Source organism: bacterium, from assembly GCA_035549195.1.
Taxonomy (GTDB): Bacteria; Oederibacteriota; Muellerivitia; order Muellerivitales; family Muellerivitaceae; genus DASZRK01.
Window position 1 is genome coordinate 24,109 of record DASZRK010000055.1, and the last position, 18,189, is coordinate 42,297.

Below are 18,189 nucleotides of genomic sequence, written 5' to 3' on the forward strand. Positions count from 1 at the left end.
GGCGCAACCGATCACCTGCTTGGTCAAATCACTAGGTCCTTTATCCTTATTCATCCGGGTTTATCCCTGTTCCTTGTCAGCTTTTGACGGCGAATTTGACCTTGAAGGTCTTCTCGAACATGTCGCACTTCTTCATCAGGGCCCAGCGTTCCAGAAGGAGGTCGCCCTTGCCGACCATCCGGATCGCGAATTGCGGGCGGGTGGAAAGGATACGGAACTCCTGGACCCGGCCCGAGTGGTCATGGTCCATGGCGTCCGCCACGCGGAGCAGGGAAGCGAGCTTCCAGACCAGGACCTTTTGACGGGGGTCCAGGGGGCGGAAGTTCTCGTGGGTGGCTTTGGGCAATGCCTTACGGTGATAACGGGCGATATTGGCGATCAATTCGACCTGCTCGACCTTCAGACCGATCAGGGGGGTGGCCTTGATCAGATAGTAGGAATGCTTGTGATGGGCCGCGTAATTCACGAACTGGCCGATATCGTGGAGGCGGGCGGCGGCCTCCAGCACCAGTTTGAATTCGTCCCCCAGGCGGTGCATTTTCTTCGTCTTGTCGAAAAGGTCCAAGGCCAGGCGCGAGACGGTCTCGGCATGGGCCTGATCGTAGGCGTAACGGAGGCCGGTCCTTTGGATGGACTCCATGACCTCGTCACGGTGGAGGGGAGGCTTCCCGGTCAGCAGCTCGGAGACCATGTCGATCAGGAGCCCTTCCTTCACGCCCACATTGGGGATGTAGATCCGGGGACTATGGCTCACGTCCATGATCTGGCGGAGGGCCGTGGTGGCGGGGATGATGACATCCGCGCGGTCCGGCCGGAGGCCCAGCCGCGTTATCCTTTCGTCGTAGGGGATCTTCCGCAAGCGCGTCAGAAGGGCGTCCAATTCGGCCCGGGTGACGAAACCGGATCCTTCCTTATGGAGGAGCCTGGATTTGAGGTCGAGCAGGGCATCCAGGTTGCCCCCGGTGCCCACGCAGAGCTCGATCTTTTGGCCGGACAATTTGGCGTTGAAACGGCGCCGGGCGGCCTCCACGTATTCCTGGACCATGTGGTTGAATTTCTTCTCGCCGTATTTTTCCTTTTCCAGGACCTGCAGGAGACGGACGGCCCCCATCTGGAAGCTCTCGGCGGCCAGGATCTTGCCGTTGCGGGCCAGGGTGATCTCGACGCTGCCGCCGCCGATGTCCACCAGCATGGCGGTGCGCCCCTCCAGGGGGATCTTCTTGGAGACGGCCAGGTAGACCAGCAGGGCCTCTTCCTCGCCTGTGATGGTCTTGAGCTCGATCCCGGTGGCCTGGAAGACCTTCTTGATGAAGACGTCCCGGTTCTTCGATTCGCGAAGGGCGCTGGTGGCCACGGCCCGGGTCTTGAGGACGCGATTCTGGTCGATCACCTCGCGGAAGTGGCGGAAGGCTTCCAGGGCCCGTTGGGTGGTTTCCTTCGTTATATAACCCTTGGTGAAGACATCCTGACCGAGGCGGACCGGCTCCCGAAGGTCCTCGACCACGTGGAGCTGGCGGTTATGGTCCATGAATCCAATGGCCAGCCGCATGGCGTTGGAACCGACATCGATGGAGCAAAGGGTGGGCATCAGGGGCCTTCTCGAGGGTTGGGACTGAAAAGGCCGTATTTTATCAGGAAAAAAAGGGCGGGCATGGAGATCAATGTTAAATCTTCAGGATTTTAGGGCCTTTTTGTCCTTCCTTTGTTTTCGGGGCTTTAATGGCCGCTTTACCGTTCGGAAACATAGGGGCCCTAGCCTTCTCCCAACGAAAAGGGGGAACTTTGGCCTCGGGGATCCTGCAAAAAGTCACGGCTTGGGATGGGCGGCTCTTTGAGCGCGTCTTCGACAACGCCCATCGCCGCTTCTGGAAAGCGTTCTTCCGGGTCCTTTCCCACAGCGCCGAAAGTTATTCCTTCCTGATCCTCGGGTTCCTGGGCGTTCTTTTGCGGCCGGAAACACTGCCATGGGTCATGGCGGGAATGATCGGGTTCGCGTTGGAGCTTTCCGCCTATTACCTCCTCAAAAAGAACATCAAACGGCCAAGGCCCTTCGTTCAAAGACCGAACGTTCATTTCCATATCGTCCCGCCCGATGAATTCTCTTTTCCTTCCGGCCATACGGGCGCGGCCTTCCTGATGGCGGTCCTTATTTCGGGCGCATTCCCGTTCCTGATGGTCCCGGCGGTCCTTTGGGCCTGCCTGGTGGGTTTTTCAAGGGTGTTCCTGGGCGTCCATTATCCGACCGATGTGGTGGCCGGGATGGTCCTGGGGGTCAGCAGCGCCTTCGCCGGGATCCATTGGGTGCATTCGCTTCTTTCGTAGAGCTGGTTTTCTTTTGGTAGGTCCATCCAAACTTAACCCGGATTTAACCTTGGTGAAATGTTTCGAGGGACCCCTACCTGTAGAGTTCGCCCAGATTTTTTCCTGAAGTGGGTCTAGGTCCCGGAAGTCTCCTGACGTGGGTAATCATCAAGGAGGCCGGGCCGCCCGGTCCTTAGATGATGTTGGAAGGCTAAGCCACCCCCACACCCCGCCTTCGACCTGGGAACTGATGAACCCGTTTCGGGGAGAGCCGTAAAAAAACAAGATCTAAGGAGAGGTTATGAAACGCTTTTGGTTGCTGGCGCTTTTGATGGCCGGAATGCTGGCGTTGCCCCTGGGCTCGTCCGCTTCCGCCCAAGATGAAGGTACGTCCATGGACGATATCAATTCGGCGTTGGGCAGCATGTCCGCCCACATGAACGACATTGATAAGCAGTTGAAACTGAAGTTCTTCGGGGATGTTCGTCTTCGTTACGCCTTCATCGCCCAAAGCTCGAGCACGGCTGGGACCACGATCGCCGACCAGAGCCTGGGTCGGTATCGCGCCCGCTTCGGGGCCGCGATGACTTCCGGGGATTTCACTGGGAAGATCCGGATCGCCACTGGCTCGAACAATTCCCCTTGGTCGCAGAACAATACTTTTGACACTGGTATGGTCACCCCGTTCTTGACGATCGATACCGCTCAGATCGATTGGAAGCCGAGTTTCGCGAACGGCATGTTGCTTGTCACCGCCGGCAAAATGGGGAACCCTTTGACGAAGTCGGTCATCACCTGGGACCCGGATATCCAACCGGAAGGCGCCTTGATCCAATTCCAGAAGAGCGACTTCACCCTCCGGGCGACCTATTTTGAACTGGTGAACCAAGCTCCGGTCACCATCAATGGGGTTGCCCAAAAATGGGACTTCTTCATGGACAACGTTCAGGCCGAATATGACATCAAGATGGACAAGGATTCCTTGGGCATCATGGTCGGCTACGAGTACATTCCCAATACCACCCTTCTTGCCGCCAATGGATTGGGTTTTGGGTCCACGACCGTTTTCACCTCTGGCGTCACTGACCCGGGTGGTGTTTACCGCGATTTCAACGTGGTGGAAGGGATGTTGACCTTCAAGTCCAAGCTGGGGGATGTCCCCATGAAGTGGACCTTGCACATGACGGACAATCTGAACGGCATGAACCTCCCCATCGCCGGCAATGTCTATAGCTCGACCTTCACCAACCAGTATGCCTGGTTGTTGGGCGTGGACTTTGGCCAGAACAAAGAGGTGGGCGAGTTCGCCGCTGGCGTTTTCGCCGCCCAGGTGGATCCGAATGCCCAGTTGCCTACCCTGGTGGATGACGACTCCGGCCGGACCAATACCCAATATCTGTCGGGATATTGCTCCACCTTGTTGGATCCGGGTGTGACCTTGAAGCTGACCCAGTGGGTCAATGGCAAGGAGTATTACGCTTTGATCAGCACTGCGAGCAAGCACAATCCGGAATTCCGCACTTACCTGGATTGCATCGTCAACCTTTAATCGACTTCATCCTGGGGCCGCCCGGTAGTCAGGGAACCGGGCCGGCCCCCTCTCCCCTCGTTAAAAAGGGGGTTGGCAGGAAGGTTAGTTAACATCCCTGTAACATCTGAAGTACGAACGAGAATTAAAATCCAAACGAGGAGAAGCGAAAATGAAAAATCTGCAAACCATCCTGAAAGGAGCCCTGGCGGCGGCCGTCATGACGGCTACCAGCTTGGCCAACGCCGGTTCCTTGAACGGAGCCGGGGCCACTTTCCCCTATCCCATCTACTCCAAGTGGTTCTATGAGTACAACCAGAAGACCGGGACGGCCATCAACTACCAATCCATCGGGTCCGGCGGGGGCATCCAACAGATGACCAACGGCACCGTGGACTTCGGGGCGTCCGACGCTCCCTTGACCGACGAGCAGGTCGCGAAGATCAAGGACGGTTGCATGCACTTCCCGACGGTCGCCGGCGCGGTGGCCTTGGCCTACAACGTCCCCGGCGTGTCCAGCGGGTTGAAGCTGACCCCGGCCGTCCTGGCCGATATGTACATGGGCGCCATCACCAAGTGGAACGACCCGCAGATCGCCGAGATCAACGAAGGGGTGAACCTTCCTGACCTCAACATCACGGTCGCCCACCGGTCCGATGGAAGCGGAACGACCAACATCTTCACCAACTACCTGACCAAGGTCAGCGTGAAGTGGGCCTCCACGGTCGGCTTCGGCACCGCGGTCAAGTGGCCGGTCGGCGTGGGTGGGAAGGGCAACGAGGGCGTTGCCGGTCTCATCTCGCAGATCCCGGGCACCATTGGCTACGTCGAGTTGGCCTATGCCGTCAAGAACAAGCTCTCCTACGCCATGCTGAAGAACAAGTCGGGCAAGTATGTGGAGCCCACCTTGGCGTCCACCACCGCCGCGGTGGCCGGGGCGAAGATGCCCCCCGATTTCCGCGTGATGATCACCAACGCCTCGGGCGCGGATGCCTACCCCATCTGCGGTTTCACCTGGCTGCTCATCCACAAGAGCTATGGTGAGAAGGCCGCGGACATCAAGGGATTCTTGAACTGGTACCTGACCACGGGTGAGGGAATGGCCTCGGAGCTTTACTATGCGCCGCTGCCTTCCGCCATCATCGACAGGGTGAAGAAGAAAGTCGATCTGATCCAGTAATCGGGAAAAGAGAACATCTTGAACGGTTCGAACGAGTTGACAGGCAACGAGGAGGTCCGGAACCGGACCTCCTCGTTGTTCTTTTTAAAGTCCGGTTTCGCGGACAAGGCCTTTGAGGGTATCACGGCCTTTTTCGCCTTTTTGATCCTTTTCCTCGCCGTTCTGACGGCCTTCACGTTGTGGAAAGCCTCCGCGCCGACCATCGAAAAGATGGGCTGGCAATTCCTCACTTCCTCCGATTGGGACCCGGTCCAAGGGGTCTTCGGTTCCTTGCCTTTCGTCTATGGCACCCTGCTTTCCTCCTTCCTCGCCTTGCTGATCGCAACGCCTTTCGGAATCGGCATCTCCCTTTTCCTCACCGAGCTTTCGCCCATGAAATGGCGGGACCCGGTCGCTTTCCTGATCGAGATATTGGCCGCCATCCCCAGCGTGGTCTATGGGCTTTGGGGCATGTTCCTTCTGGCGCCCTTCATGCGGGTCCATGTGGACCCGATCCTGATGAAGACCGGGCTTCCGTTCTTCAAGGGGCCGTCCACGGGCCTGTCCCTCCTGACCGCCGGCATCATCCTTTCCATCATGATCCTCCCGACCATCACGGCCATCAGCCGGGAGGTGTTCGAGGCCGTCCCGAACCCCTATCGTGAATCGGCCAGGGCCCTGGGAGCCACCCGGTGGGAGACCATCCTGCTGGCCGTGGTGAGCCCCGCGCGGGTCGGGGTCCTGGGCGCCATCATGCTGGCCCTGGGCCGGGCCCTGGGCGAGACCATGGCGGTCACCATGGTGATCGGGAACAACCCCCAGATCGTGGCCGACCTGTTGGCCCCTTCCCACAGCATGGCCAGCGTCATCGCCAATGAATTCTCCGAGGCCACCAGCGACCTGCATATCTCCGCTTTGGCGGAGATCGGCCTGCTCCTGATGGTCATCACACTGGTCTTGAACATCGCCGCGAACCTCCTGGTTTGGGCCACGGCCGCAAAATTCCAGAAATAAGGACCCGAAGATGATCGATCACCAGACCCGCCGCCTTTGGTTGGACCGAGCCATGGTCTTCCTTTGCGGGGCCGCGGCTTTCATCGCGATGATCCCGCTGGTGAGCCTGATCCTTTATGTGTTGGTCCAGGGGGTCCACCGCCTGGACCTCACCTTTTTCACCCATCTGCCGACGCCTGTCGGCGTTCCGGGCGGCGGCATGGGGAACGCCATCCTGGGGACCTTGACGCTGATGCTGGTGGCTTCCTTGCTCGGTCTTCCGATCGGGATCCTGGCCGGGGTCTACCTGTCCGAATACGGGAAGAAGAACAAATTCGCCTGGCTGGTGCGTTTCACCTCGGACGTCCTCTCGGGGGTGCCTTCCATCGTGACGGGCATCGTGGCCTATTCCCTGGTGGTCCGCCCCATGCACGGGTTCTCCGCGCTGGCCGGGGGAGTGGCCCTGGGCTTCATGATGATCCCCATCGTGACCCGGACCACCGAGGAACTGGTGAAGATGGTGCCCCACTCCATCCGGGAAGCCTCCTGGGCCTTGGGCGTTCCCCAATGGCAGACCATCCTGGCCATCGTGATCCGCACCGCCAAGAACGGGATCCTGACCGGGGTCCTGCTTTCCATCGCCCGCATCGCCGGGGAAACGGCGCCCCTGCTCTTCACGTCCTTCAACAACCAGTATTGGCCCCACGGGTTGATCCAGCCCACGGCGTCGTTGACGGTCCAGGTCTTTACCTATTCCATCTCCCCCTTCAAGGACTGGCAGGACCAGGCCTGGACCGGCGCCTTGGTGCTCTTGATACTGGTATTGACCATCAATCTGTCGGCAAAACTCTTTTTCAAGAATCCCAGGAGCGCTTTAAGATAATTCGGAGGGGAAGGATGGGACCCATGATCGACGAGGTCGCCGCAAGGCCTGAAAAGGAAAAAAAGAAAATGGACTCCAAGGAAGGCAAGGTCGAGGTCCGGAAGGTCGAAGTCGTCCGGCAGGATGCCCCTGCGGGCGAGAAAAAGCTCAAGATGAAGGCCGAGGGCGTTTGCGCTTGGTTCGGCACCAAGCAGGCCCTCTATGACGTCAACATGCCCATCTACGAGAAGGAAGTGACCGCCATCATCGGGCCCTCGGGTTGCGGCAAGTCCACCCTGATCCGCTGTTTCAACCGCATGCACGAGACGGTCCCGGGCTCGAAATTCGCCGGGGACATCTTCCTGGAACAGCAGAGCATCTTCGATCCCCGGATGGATCCGGTCGAGGTCAGGCGCCGGGTGGGGATGGTCTTCCAAAAACCCACCCCTTTTCCGACCCTTTCGATCTTCGACAATGTGGCCGTGGGGCTTCGCTTGAACGGCGTGCGGGACCGCAAGGTCCTGGAGGAGGTCGTGGAGCGCAGTCTGCGGAAGGCCGCCCTTTGGGAGGAAGTGAAGGATTCGCTGGGCAAGGCCGGCGGGGCCCTTTCGGGCGGGCAGCAGCAGCGCCTTTGCATCGCCCGGGCCTTGGCCATTGAACTGGAGGTCCTGCTGATGGACGAACCCTGTTCGGCCCTGGATCCCATCTCGACCACCAAGATCGAGGAATTGATCCACGAACTGCGCCAGAACTATACGATCATCATCGTGACCCACAACATGCAACAGGCCGCCAGGGTCTCGAACCGGACCGCCTTCATGCTCAACGGGAAGCTGATCGAATACGACGCGACGGAAAAGATGTTCACCAATCCCGAGAATAAACTGACGGAAGATTACATCACCGGCCGTTTCGGCTGAGGCGGGGTGTAGAATGGCGAGTGAAAGTATGGAATTGGAAGGAAAGAGAATGCAGATATCGTTCGACGAGGAATTGTCCCAGCTGAAGGAAAAGATCCTCTTCATGGGGAGCAAGGTGGAAGAGGCCATCCGCTTGGCCTTGAAATCCCTGGTGGACCGCGACTCCAAGCTGGCCCGGCAGGTCATCCAGGGCGACCGCGACATCAACGACATGGAGATCGAGGTGGACGAGATCTGCCACCGCCTTTTGGCCCTGCACCAGCCCATGGCCGGGGATATGCGGTTCGTGACCAGCGCCATGAAGATCAACGCGGACCTGGAGCGGATCGGCGACATGGCGGTCAACATCGCCGAGCGGGCCCTGACCCTCAATGAAGTGGCGCCCTTGAAGCCCTTCATCGACATCCCCCGGATGGCCTCGATCGCGCAGGAGATGGTCAAGGTGTCCCTGGATTCCTTGGTCAATCGGGACCCGGCGGCGGCCAAGAAGGTCTGCGAACGCGACGACGAGGTGGACAACCTGAACGACCAGATCATCCGGGAACTGATCAGCTACATGCTGGAGGACCGGGCCAACATCAAGCGGTCCTTGGACCTCATCCTGGTCTCGCGCTACCTGGAACGGGTGGCCGACCACGCCACCAACATCGCCGAGGACGTCATTTACATGGTGGCCGGCAAGGATATCCGTCACCATCGCGGCTGATCCCGCCGTCCCTTCCGTCGGGCCTTGTTAAATCCGTGGGGCTTTTAACATTGACGTAACATGGGCCCTGGGGCAAACTTGCCCCGCTCCAACAACCTTGGAACGGGGTGCCCATGTTCGACTTCCTGATCCCAAAAGAGTTCGGTTTTTTCGATGTTTTTGACCAACACGCGGCCACCTGCGTGGAAGGAAGCCGCATCCTCTGCGAAATGCTGGACCATTACGGGGACGCTCCCGCCAAGGCCCGGCGCATCAAGGATGTGGAACACCAGGCCGATGACATCACCCACCACACGGTCGAGATGCTCCATAAGACCTTCGTCACCCCCATCGACCGGGACCAGATCCATGAGCTGATCACCAACATGGACGACATCATGGACCTCATCGACGGGGCCGCCCGCCGGATGCTCCTTTATGATGTCCGCTCCATCCCCGCGGAACTGAAGGAACTGGCCAAGGTCCTCCACCATTCCACCCTGGAGCTCCAGGTCGCCATCAAGAGCCTCCGGAACCTCAAGAACGCCAAGGTCATCATCAAGGCCTGCATCGAGATCAATAAATTGGAGAACGACGGGGACGCCATCCGGGACGCGGCCATTGCCAAGCTCTTCCAGGAAGAAAAGGACGCGGTCCAGGTGCTGGTCTGGAAGGAGATCTACGAGGCCGTCGAGACCGCCATCGATCGTTGCGAGGACGTGGCCAATGTGATCGAGGGCGTCGTCCTCGAGAACGCCTGAACGACGGGGCTCCCTTGGAACATCATCCTTTATTGATGGCCTTCATCATCCTGATGGCCTTGTCCTTCGACTTCCTGAACGGTTTCCACGACGCCGCCAATTCCATCGCGACGGTCGTTTCCACCCGGGTGCTTTCGCCAGGCCAGGCGGTCATCTGGGCAGCCTTCTTCAACTTCGTGGCGGCCTTTACGGTAGGGACCCATGTGGCCAAGACGGTGGGGAAGGGGATGGTGGACCCCGCGGGCATCACCGTTTACGTCATCCTGGCCGCCCTCTTGGCCGCTATCCTCTGGGACCTGATCACCTGGTATTACGGCCTTCCGACCAGTTCCTCCCACGCCCTGATCGGTGCCTTCGGCGGTGCCGCCGTGGTCCACGGCGGATGGAAGGTGCTGATCCTGGCGGGTTTCCAGAAGACCATCCTGTTCATCTTCCTGTCGCCCATCCTGGGGCTCATCCTCGGCTACATTTTCATGACATTGGTCTTCAATCTCTTCAACCGCTTCACGCCCTCGGCGGTGGACGGGATCTTCCGGATCGGGCAGTTCTTCTCGGCGGCGGCCTATAGCATCGGGCATGGGGCCAACGACTCCCAAAAGACCATGGGCATCATCGTGGCCCTGCTCCTGGCGGCCCGGCGGCCTGAATGGGCCTACCACGCGGGGAGCGAGGAGATCGCCTGGTGGATCATCGTCTGTTGTTATGCCGCCATGGCCCTGGGGACCATGTCGGGCGGTTGGCGCATCGTCAAGACCATGGGCCAGAAGATCACCAAGTTGAAGCCCGTGGGCGGCTTCTGCGCCGAGATGGGCGGGGCGATCTCGCTCTTCATCGCGGCCTCCATGGGGGTCCCGGTCTCCACGACCCACACCATCACCGGCGCCATCATCGGGGTGGGGAGCACGACCAAGTTCTCCTCGGTCCGTTGGGGCGTGGCGGGACGGATCGTCTGGGCCTGGATCCTGACCATCCCGGCTTCCGCCCTTGTCGCCGCCCTGTTCCAGTACGCCTTCATTTCCTGGGGATGGAACTGATCACTGCAGGATGGTGATCTCGCTGGTCGAGGAACGGCCCGCGTCGTCCAGGCAGACCACCCGGTGCTTTCCGGGGGCCGGAACGTAGAAGACCTTCTGTTCCGGCGGGCCCGACCCCGCCAATTTCCCGTCCACCAGCCAGTAGACCTTCTTCACATTGGAGTAGACCGAGGCCAGGAGCAGGATCTTCTGGTCCTCCCGGGCGATGCCGGGCCTGAGGCTGAACTCGGTCTTGTCCTCGGGGGAATGGATGTGGGGCGCGGACCCGTCCTCGGGCCTCTGGCACCAGGAAGCGTGAGGGGGAAGGGTCTTGAGGGGATAGCCCGCCCGCCGGAGCCAGGTGGCGATCCAAGCGGGCCAGACCTCGAAGGGTTTCTCATAACACTTACGCCCCTTCTCGCAGGCGCTGCAGACCAGCTCGCCCGTCAGGGCGTCGACCTTGCGCATCTGATGGAAGGTGCATTCCCGGGTCGAGGAGACGTTCTTGAGGTAATAATCGGTGGTCCTTTCCGAACAGGCCTGTCCCGGGGGCGCCCCGCTCAGGGCGCAGACCTCCCGGATGCCGACGTCGTCGGGCCGGCGGAACCATCCACCCGGTTCCAATTGGTCCAAGGCCCTGAAAATATGGAAGAGAAGGGGGGCGGCCGCGGTGCCGCCCACCAGGTCCCGCGACCCTTCGCCCGTGAAATTCCCCGTCCAGACCCCGACGGTGAACCGGGAGTTATAACCGATGCTCCAGGCATCCTTGTAGCCATAGGAAGTCCCGGTCTTCCAGGCGATCTTGGGGGCGTCGGCCAGGCTCTCCCAGGTGTCGGGGAAATCCGGGCGGTGGACGTCGGTCAGGATCTCGGAGACCAGGTAGCAGGCGCCGGGGGAGAGGATGGGGCCCAGATCCTCCCCCTCCAGGTCCTTCAGGAAAGAGGCCTTCTTCAGGTCGCCGCCCCGGGCGAGACAGCTGTAGAACTCGCAAAGCTCCACCAGGCTCACCTCGCAGGCACCCAACACGATCGGAAGACCATAGTAATAGGGATTCGGGTTCAGGCCCCGGACCCTGTCCCGGGCGAGCAGGGTGTAAAGGCCGTCGGGCCCCAGCCGATGGTTGAGGATGACCGCCGGGACGTTGAGCGATTGAGCGAGGGCGTTGCGGGCGCTGACCACCCCGGCGTATTTCCCGTCGAAGTTGGAGGGTTGGTATCCGTCGTAGGAAATGGGCACATCCTCCAGGAGGGTCCGGGGCGTGATCATGCCCTTGTCCATGGCCAGGGCGTAAAGCAGCGGCTTCAAGGTGGAACCGGGCGACCGAGAGGCCAGGGCCCCGTTGACCTGGCCCTGGTAGCGGTCGTCCTGGAAATCCCCGGACCCGACCATGGCCAGGACCTGGGCGGTCTTGTTGTCCATCACCACCACGGCGGCCTGGTGGATCTGGGAGGCGGCCAGGATCCGCAGGTGCCGCTCGGTCAGGCTCTGGCAGATGGACTGGATCCGCCGGTCCAAGGGCGTGCGGATGTCGGCCGCCCGGGGGGAGGAGGACTTGACCCAATCGGTGAAATGGGGGGCCTCGAAAGGGAACTCCCGTTCGGCCACGGGGTTCTCCTCCCGCAGGGCCAGTTTCAGGTCGTTCGGGGAAAGGGCCCCGAGGACGGCCAGCTTATGGAGGACCTGGTCCCGGCGGAAGCGGGCCGCCCCGTAATTGCGGTCCAAACGATAGCCGTTGGGGGATTTGGGGATGACCGTCAGTAACGCCGCCTGGGAATAGCTCACCCGGGAAGGCGGTTCATGGAAATAAGCGAGGCAGGCCGACCGCACCCCCACCAGGTTGCCGCCATAGGGGGCCAGGTTCAGGTAAAGTTCGAAGATCCGGTCTTTGGGAAGATGCCATTCCAATTGGAGGGCCCGAAGCACCTCCAGGGCCTTGGAGGAATAGGTCCTCTCCTTGGGCTCCAGGAGCCGGGCGACCTGCATGGTGAGGGTGGAGCCGCCGCAGACCACCTTTCCCGCCCGGTGGTTGGTCCAGAATGCCCTGATAAGGGAGAAGGGGTTGATCCCCGGGTGCCAATAGAACCAGCGGTCCTCGTAATAGAGGATCGAGCGCCGCAGGGGTTCGGAAACATCCTCCAACCTGCATTTGAGCCGCCATTCGTTGCGGCTGTCGCTGAAGATCCGAAGGGGGACGCCTTGGGTGTCGGAGACGACCGTGGAATAGTCCTGGAGCGCCCGGTCGAGGGGGAGCGGGAAGAGCAGGTCCAGCAGCTTGAACGACAGGAGGAAGGCCAGGAAAAACCGGGCCTTCCGGGAAGCGGCCAGGGTCTCCAGGGCGGGCCGGGCCACCGCCCAGGCCCGCCGGGACCTCTGCTTCCATTCGCGCCGCAAGGCCAAAGCGATCCTCCGCCGGGTCCGGTTACTGGCGCAGTACGGTCACGCCGCCGGCGTCGGAGATGCTGGTGACGGCCGGGTCGTACATGGACTCCACCTTGACCGGGGGCAGTTGGAACTGGCCGGCGGTCACGGCCCGCAAGGTGTAGTAATAACGGTAGGTCTGCCCGGTGCCCAAGGGCAGGAAGAAGATCACCCGGTCATCCCGCAGGTCCAGGAAGTCGACGGGGGTCTTGCCGTTCTCCTGGGAGACCCAGGGAAGCACCTCCCGGGATTCCAGCCGTGGGTTCTCCACCTCGAAGCCGGCCGGGAGCAGGTCCACGACCGCCAGGTTCTTGTAGTCGTCCTTGGCGCCCGAGACCGTGACCTCGGCCACGATCATCTGGCCCTGGGCGACCTTGGAAAGGTCCAGGTTCCCGCCGTCCCGGTCCTTGTAGACGCGGCGCACCGAGATGTCATTGTCGTAGGAGGTCACCGGCCCGTTCCCCTGGACCACGCCGTCCGCTTCCCAGAAATAGAAGGCGGTGCCTTCGCCCTGGGTCTCGATCTCCACCTTCTGGCCGCCCATATCCTCGCCCCGCACCTCGACGGTCGATTTCGAGTCAAAGGAGCGGACCTTCTTGCCGCCGATGCGGATCTCGCCGGTGAAAGTGCCGGTGGAAAGCTTGGTGAAGGTCTTGCCCAACGCCATCAGGGCGAAGGAGGTCTCCTGGGTGTTGTACCAGCGGCCCATGCGCGAATGGGTGTTGAGGAACTTGAGGAGGGACGGGATGGCCGGGTGTTCCCCATCCAGTTCCACGTAGGCGTCCAGGAGCATGGCGGCCTCCCGGACGTCCGAGTTGAAGTAGCCGCCCGTCTCCCGTTTGCCGTCGTTGTTGGGTCTGGCGTTGGCCGGCAGGATGGACCGGGCCGTCTTGGGGTCCCCGGCGTGGATATAGGCCAGCGCCAACTGGGCGCGGGAGTAGAGGGGGAGCTGGTTGAGTTTCTGCTCCCGGAAATAGTTCATGGTGCCCATGTCCGGATCCCCGAGGAGGGAAAGGACATAGCAGGCATAGACGCGGGTGTTCTCCCCCCAACCGTCGTAATAGGAGTAGTAATCCCGCTGCTCGTCGCCCCGGGCCACGGACCGGAGGTTGTGGGTGATGCCGTCGATGACCCGGTCGGAGACGTCATAGCCCTTGAGCTTGGCCTCGGCCAGGAAATGGGAGGCGTAAACGCTGCACCAATAGTTGCTGTAGGAGCCTCCCGGCCAGTAGCTGAAGCCGCCCCTGGAATCCATCATGGATTCGATCTTGCGGATACCCTCCCCGACGAAGTAATCCGCCGAGTTGTTCTTGAACAGGTCCGGGGCCGCCACCTTGGCCACTTCGTTGAAATAAAGGAGGGGGAAAGCGGCGGAGGTGGTCTGTTCGATGCAGCCATAGGGGTAATGCAGGAGATAGGCGAGGCCCCCCATGTAACGCATGGTCGGCAGGCCCGAAAGGACCAGGGAATAGCGGTCGGTGCCCTGGACCAGCTTGTCCGGGAGGTCGAAGGAAACGGCCTTGCCGGGCGGGACCGAGCCCGAACCGCCGAAGTTCTCGATCGGGCGCGCGGGCCGCACGGGGATGGATGTGACCTGGCTCACCGACGCTCCCAAACCGTCGGCGGTCAAGGTGATGTCGGTCGGTTCCACCCGTTCCAGGACATGGGCCTGGAAGAGGACTTGGCCCATGGAAGAGGGGCCGATCTCCACCTCGGCGCTGGCGGGACCATCGACCTGCACGGGGCCGGAGGAGGACAGGTGGACGGTGACCTTGCCCTTTTGCTTGGTGCCGTTGAAGACGCCCACGGGGATCTCGAAGGAGTCGCCCATGGCCAGGAAGCGCGGCAGGTTGGGGGTGAGCACGATGGGGGAGCGCACGATGAGGGGCGATTCGGCTGCCCCGAAGCGGCTTCCCTTGAAGGCGACGGCCATGAGGCGCAGCTCGCCGTCGAACTGGGGCACCTGGAAGGTGACCGTGGCGTGGCCCAGCATGTTCGTCTTCACCAGACCCGACCAAAGGGCCACGGGCTTGACCCGTTTCACCTGCGGACGGGCCAGGTTCCTTTCGCGCCTGCCGTCGGAGCCGCCGGTAGGGCCCTTGCCCTTGGCGACCTCGGGAAGGACATAGGAATAAAGGTCCATAGGCACGGTCGCCAGACGGAGGGGACCGTAAAAGAAGTCATAGGGGTCGGGGGACCGGAAATCGGTCAACTGCAGGATGCCCGAATCCACCGCGGCCAGGATGACCTGGGCCCCGGGTTTGGCGTTGACCTCGACGGTCAGGGAGGTGAGCGGCCGGATCTCGGCGGGGGCCTTCAAGCTCACCGGGATACGGTCGGCCGGCTTCGAGACCATCATGCGCACCAGGCCGAAGGCGCGGGCCGGGGCGTGGGTCTCCATCGAATCGGTCGAACGGATGAGGGTGGCGGTCACGTAGACGTTGGGTTTGAACCGCTCGGGGACGGGGATCTGGATGACCCCGGTGTTCTCCGTCAGGGTGGCGGTGGTGTACCAATAGACGTCGTCCCGCTCGACGGTGACGAGGATCTTGCCGGGGAAGGGCGAGCGGACGCGTAGTTGGGCGATATCGCCGGGCGAGAACTCGCTCTTGTCCAGGCTCAGGTCCAACTTATCGGGCTGGGCCATGGAGACCGAGGAGTAGCCCCAGCCCCAGGCGGAGAACTCGTCGGAGGTGATGACCTGTCCGTCGGCGGAGGAGACCTCCAGCTTGAACTGGCCGTATTCGTTCACGTCCATGCCCAGGGGTTCGATCCCACCGTCCAGGTCCAGGGGGACCTGCTTGACGATCTGGAACTGGTATTCGGAGACGAAGCGGTAATGGCCGTCGTTGTCCTTGCGGTAGAGCGATTCCCAGACCTTGCGGTAAAGGGTGGCCTTGGCGGGCCCGGCCTTGAAGGGCTTGCCCTGGGGATCCAGGGAAACGATGTCGTAGCGGACCTTCCGGCCCTCGGAATCGCCGTATTCGTCGCTCTTCATACGGTTGCGGAGCCCGATGTAATAGGGATAGGGGTGGAAATCCACGGTCTTGACGCCGGAGATGGCGCGGCTTCCCTCGTCCAGGACGGTCCCGACCACCTGGGCGGAGAGCAGGCCCCGGGGTTTGGCATCCGGGAGCTTGAGGGTGACGGCGAAGCCGCCCTGGGCGTCCAGGGTCCCTTGGCCGGCCTCGGTCTCGAATTCCTTGAAGTCGTTGTTGGGATCGCCGAACTTGAAGTCCGAATAGCCCTTGGGACGGAAGGCCTTGTCCGTGAAGACGGTCCGCACGGAGACCTTCTGGTTGGCGGCCGGGGCGCCGAAGAGGAAGTCGCCCTGGACATGGGCTTGCAGGCTGTCACCCAGTTGGTAGGAGTCCTTGTCGGTCTTGACCGCGACGCGGATGCGGTCCGGGATGAAGTCCTCGACGCTGAAGGAGACGGCGCCCACCTCGTTCTTTTCCCCGATGGTCAGGCTGGCCCGGTATTTCCCCGTCTTGGCGTAGGTGGGGATGGGGATGTCCAGGTCGAAGCCCCCGTCGGACTGGGACTTGGCCATGGTCTCCAGGAAGACCTTGGATTGGGGGTCGTAGAGGGTCAGTTTCGCCGGCATGGAAGGGGGCGTGTCCAACTGGGCGGTGCGCAGGATGCCCGCCAGGTGGGCCTTGTCGCCGGGCCGATAGACGCCCCGGTCGGTGAAGAGATAGGCCTGGAGGTCCTTGGACTGGTCGCGGCCGGAGATGTCGTAGTCGGCCAGGGAGATCTCGGACGAATCGAAAAGAAGGAAGGATTCGTCGTCCCCCAGCTTGGCGGTGATGAGCAGGGGGGTCATCTTCTCCTTGTCGAAGGCCGAAAGCCCCTCGAAGACCGCCTTCCCGTCCTTGTCGGTGGTGGCATGGGCCAGGGGCTGGTTGTTGGTGCTGATGAGGGTCAATTCGACCCCGGCGAGGGAATGGAGGGTGGTCAGGGAATTGGCGAAGACCACATAGGAATCGGCGGTCTTGCGGGCGATGAGCCCGATGTCGGTGACCAGCACCCACTTGGAGTCGGTCAGTTTTCGGTTCGTGTCGTAGTCGTAATCGTCGTCCCCGCCCTCCTCGTCGTCGCCTTCCCCGGCGTCGGCCTGGTGGGGACGGCCCCCGGTCCTCAGGAAGACCCGGAAGAGGCCTTTGCGCTTGCCTTGGGCCAATTCGCGCATGCTGTAGGCGGTGGTCACCATGGTGTTGCGGTCGCGGCTGAGCGTCACATCCTCGGTCTTGACGTGCTGGCCCAGGTTCTGGAATTGCCCCTCATAGTAGTAATAGCGGTAATAGCCGGAGGCCCCCAGGATCCGCCCGCCGAATTCCCTCAATAGATAGACCAGGTTGTTCATGAAGACCTTGTCCACCATCACCTGGGCCTTGGAGACGTTCACCGAATTGATGGCCAGGTTCATCTCCCCGCGGCGGGGGAGGTAGAAGCCGTCGTCGGCGAAGGTGAGCATGGGTTCCAGGTCGGTGATCTCGATGTCCTTCTTGACCTCGGCGGGAAGCACGGACCCGTCGATCCCCTGCAGGCCGTCCCGGACGGTCACGTGGTAGGTCTGCCCGCCCTGGAAACGGCCCCTGAGGAAGACGGTCTGATAGGAAGCGGTGGCCGAGAACTCGACGTCGGGGCTGACCACGATGTAGTCCTTGAGGCGGGAGGTGTCGACCGGCGAGGAGAAATTCAGTCGGATGGCGATGTTCCCCGGGTTGGTATCCACCTCGGCGCTCTTGAGCTCCAGGTCCTTGGCCATTTGCGGCTCCAGGTCCTGGGTGACGGCGTGCCCCAGCCCTCCGCCGCAGCTGACACAGGCCAGGTCGCCCGTCAAGGCCACCTTCAAGTGGGCCTTGCCCTTGCGCGGTTCGATGGGTTGGGTGATGAGGGAATGGAGGCTCCCGGTGGCCAGGGTCTCGAAGGAAAAGGGGACGGTCTTTCCGTTCTCGTCCAGCACGATCACGTTCTGTACCAGGTCCTTCTGGGCGACGGGATAGTTGAATTCCAGGCCGATCCGCACCCGGCTTTTTTCGCCCTTGGACAGGGTCCTTTCATAAAAACCGCTGACGCTCTTGACCTCGAAATCGGGGGTCTGGAAATGGAAGGTGCTGCTGCCGTCGATCTTCTTCCCGGAAACGGCGTCCTCCAGGACCTGGACGGTGTAGCGGGTGGCGGGGGCCAGGGGAACGGCGGCGGTATAGGAGAGGGTCCGGGCGTCCTTCCAAATATAAAATCCCGGGATGGGCGGATCGATGTCCATCAAATGACCCTGAAAGCGCCGGTTCAGGGCGGATTCTTCGGCGACCTTACGGTTGAACTGGATGGTGAGTTCCTGTTGGTTGACGGCCACTTGTCCGGTCGGGCTGAATTGGGAGATCCGGATCCCGGGACGGTAATGGAACAGGGTGCCCAGCGCGAGAAGGAGAAGTCCCCCAAGAAAGAGCTTCTTGCGGGTGCCCGGGTCCTTCCAGCGGATGGATCTTAGGGAGGATAGGGAACGGCCGAATAACGAAAGGACCTTTTTCATATATAGAAGG

General features: G+C 61.5%; 12 protein-coding genes. 9 read left to right on the forward strand and 3 right to left on the reverse strand.

Translation table 11 applies throughout. The annotated features are described in order from the left end of the window. Positions 1 to 76: 76 nt before the first annotated feature. Positions 77 to 1,588, reverse strand: coding sequence for a Ppx/GppA phosphatase family protein (locus VHE12_10165; GenBank protein ID HVZ81139.1), 1,512 nt, complete (start codon positions 1,586 to 1,588; stop codon positions 77 to 79). A gap of 194 nt (positions 1,589 to 1,782) precedes the next feature. Between VHE12_10165 and VHE12_10170 the strand changes: the two genes are divergently transcribed. The 9 genes from VHE12_10170 (at position 1,783) to VHE12_10210 (ending at position 10,243) form a co-directional block, all read left to right on the forward strand. Then, a complete protein-coding gene (locus VHE12_10170) occupies positions 1,783 to 2,322 on the forward strand; it encodes a phosphatase PAP2 family protein (protein ID HVZ81140.1) in 540 nt (179 codons plus the stop codon). A gap of 280 nt (positions 2,323 to 2,602) precedes the next feature. Beyond that, the gene (locus VHE12_10175; protein HVZ81141.1) at positions 2,603 to 3,850 is read left to right on the forward strand and encodes a putative porin; all 1,248 of its coding nucleotides are present in this window, start codon (positions 2,603 to 2,605) and stop codon (positions 3,848 to 3,850) included. Between the two features lie 151 nt (positions 3,851 to 4,001). After that, positions 4,002 to 5,009: a phosphate ABC transporter substrate-binding protein PstS gene (gene pstS / locus VHE12_10180; GenBank protein ID HVZ81142.1), complete on the forward strand. Its 1,008-nt coding sequence runs from the start codon at positions 4,002 to 4,004 to the stop codon at positions 5,007 to 5,009. Between the two features lie 18 nt (positions 5,010 to 5,027). Continuing rightward, on the forward strand, positions 5,028 to 6,002 hold the full coding sequence (gene pstC / locus VHE12_10185; protein HVZ81143.1) for a phosphate ABC transporter permease subunit PstC: 975 nt from the start codon (positions 5,028 to 5,030) through the stop codon (positions 6,000 to 6,002). A 10-nt stretch (positions 6,003 to 6,012) separates the two neighbouring features. After that, complete coding sequence (pstA, locus tag VHE12_10190) at positions 6,013 to 6,864, forward strand: phosphate ABC transporter permease PstA (GenBank protein HVZ81144.1); 852 nt, start codon at positions 6,013 to 6,015, stop codon at positions 6,862 to 6,864. A 152-nt stretch (positions 6,865 to 7,016) separates the two neighbouring features. Then, the gene (gene pstB / locus VHE12_10195; protein ID HVZ81145.1) at positions 7,017 to 7,763 is read left to right on the forward strand and encodes a phosphate ABC transporter ATP-binding protein PstB; all 747 of its coding nucleotides are present in this window, start codon (positions 7,017 to 7,019) and stop codon (positions 7,761 to 7,763) included. Positions 7,764 to 7,812: 49 nt separating this feature from the next. After that, positions 7,813 to 8,469 (forward strand): phosphate signaling complex protein PhoU, encoded by a 657-nt coding sequence (gene phoU, locus VHE12_10200; protein ID HVZ81146.1) that lies wholly within the window; start codon positions 7,813 to 7,815, stop codon positions 8,467 to 8,469. Between the two features lie 113 nt (positions 8,470 to 8,582). Further along, positions 8,583 to 9,209 carry a DUF47 family protein gene (locus tag VHE12_10205; protein ID HVZ81147.1) on the forward strand — a complete coding sequence of 209 codons (627 nt, stop codon included), beginning with the start codon at positions 8,583 to 8,585 and terminating at the stop codon, positions 9,207 to 9,209. 35 nt (positions 9,210 to 9,244) lie between these two features. Continuing rightward, complete coding sequence (locus VHE12_10210) at positions 9,245 to 10,243, forward strand: inorganic phosphate transporter (protein ID HVZ81148.1); 999 nt, start codon at positions 9,245 to 9,247, stop codon at positions 10,241 to 10,243. Here VHE12_10210 and pbpC read toward each other — a convergent pair whose 3' ends face one another. Further along, positions 10,244 to 12,619: a penicillin-binding protein 1C gene (gene pbpC, locus VHE12_10215; GenBank protein HVZ81149.1), complete on the reverse strand. Its 2,376-nt coding sequence runs from the start codon at positions 12,617 to 12,619 to the stop codon at positions 10,244 to 10,246. Positions 12,620 to 12,641: 22 nt separating this feature from the next. Beyond that, on the reverse strand, positions 12,642 to 18,179 hold the full coding sequence (locus VHE12_10220) for an alpha-2-macroglobulin (protein ID HVZ81150.1): 5,538 nt from the start codon (positions 18,177 to 18,179) through the stop codon (positions 12,642 to 12,644). Positions 18,180 to 18,189: the final 10 nt, after the last annotated feature.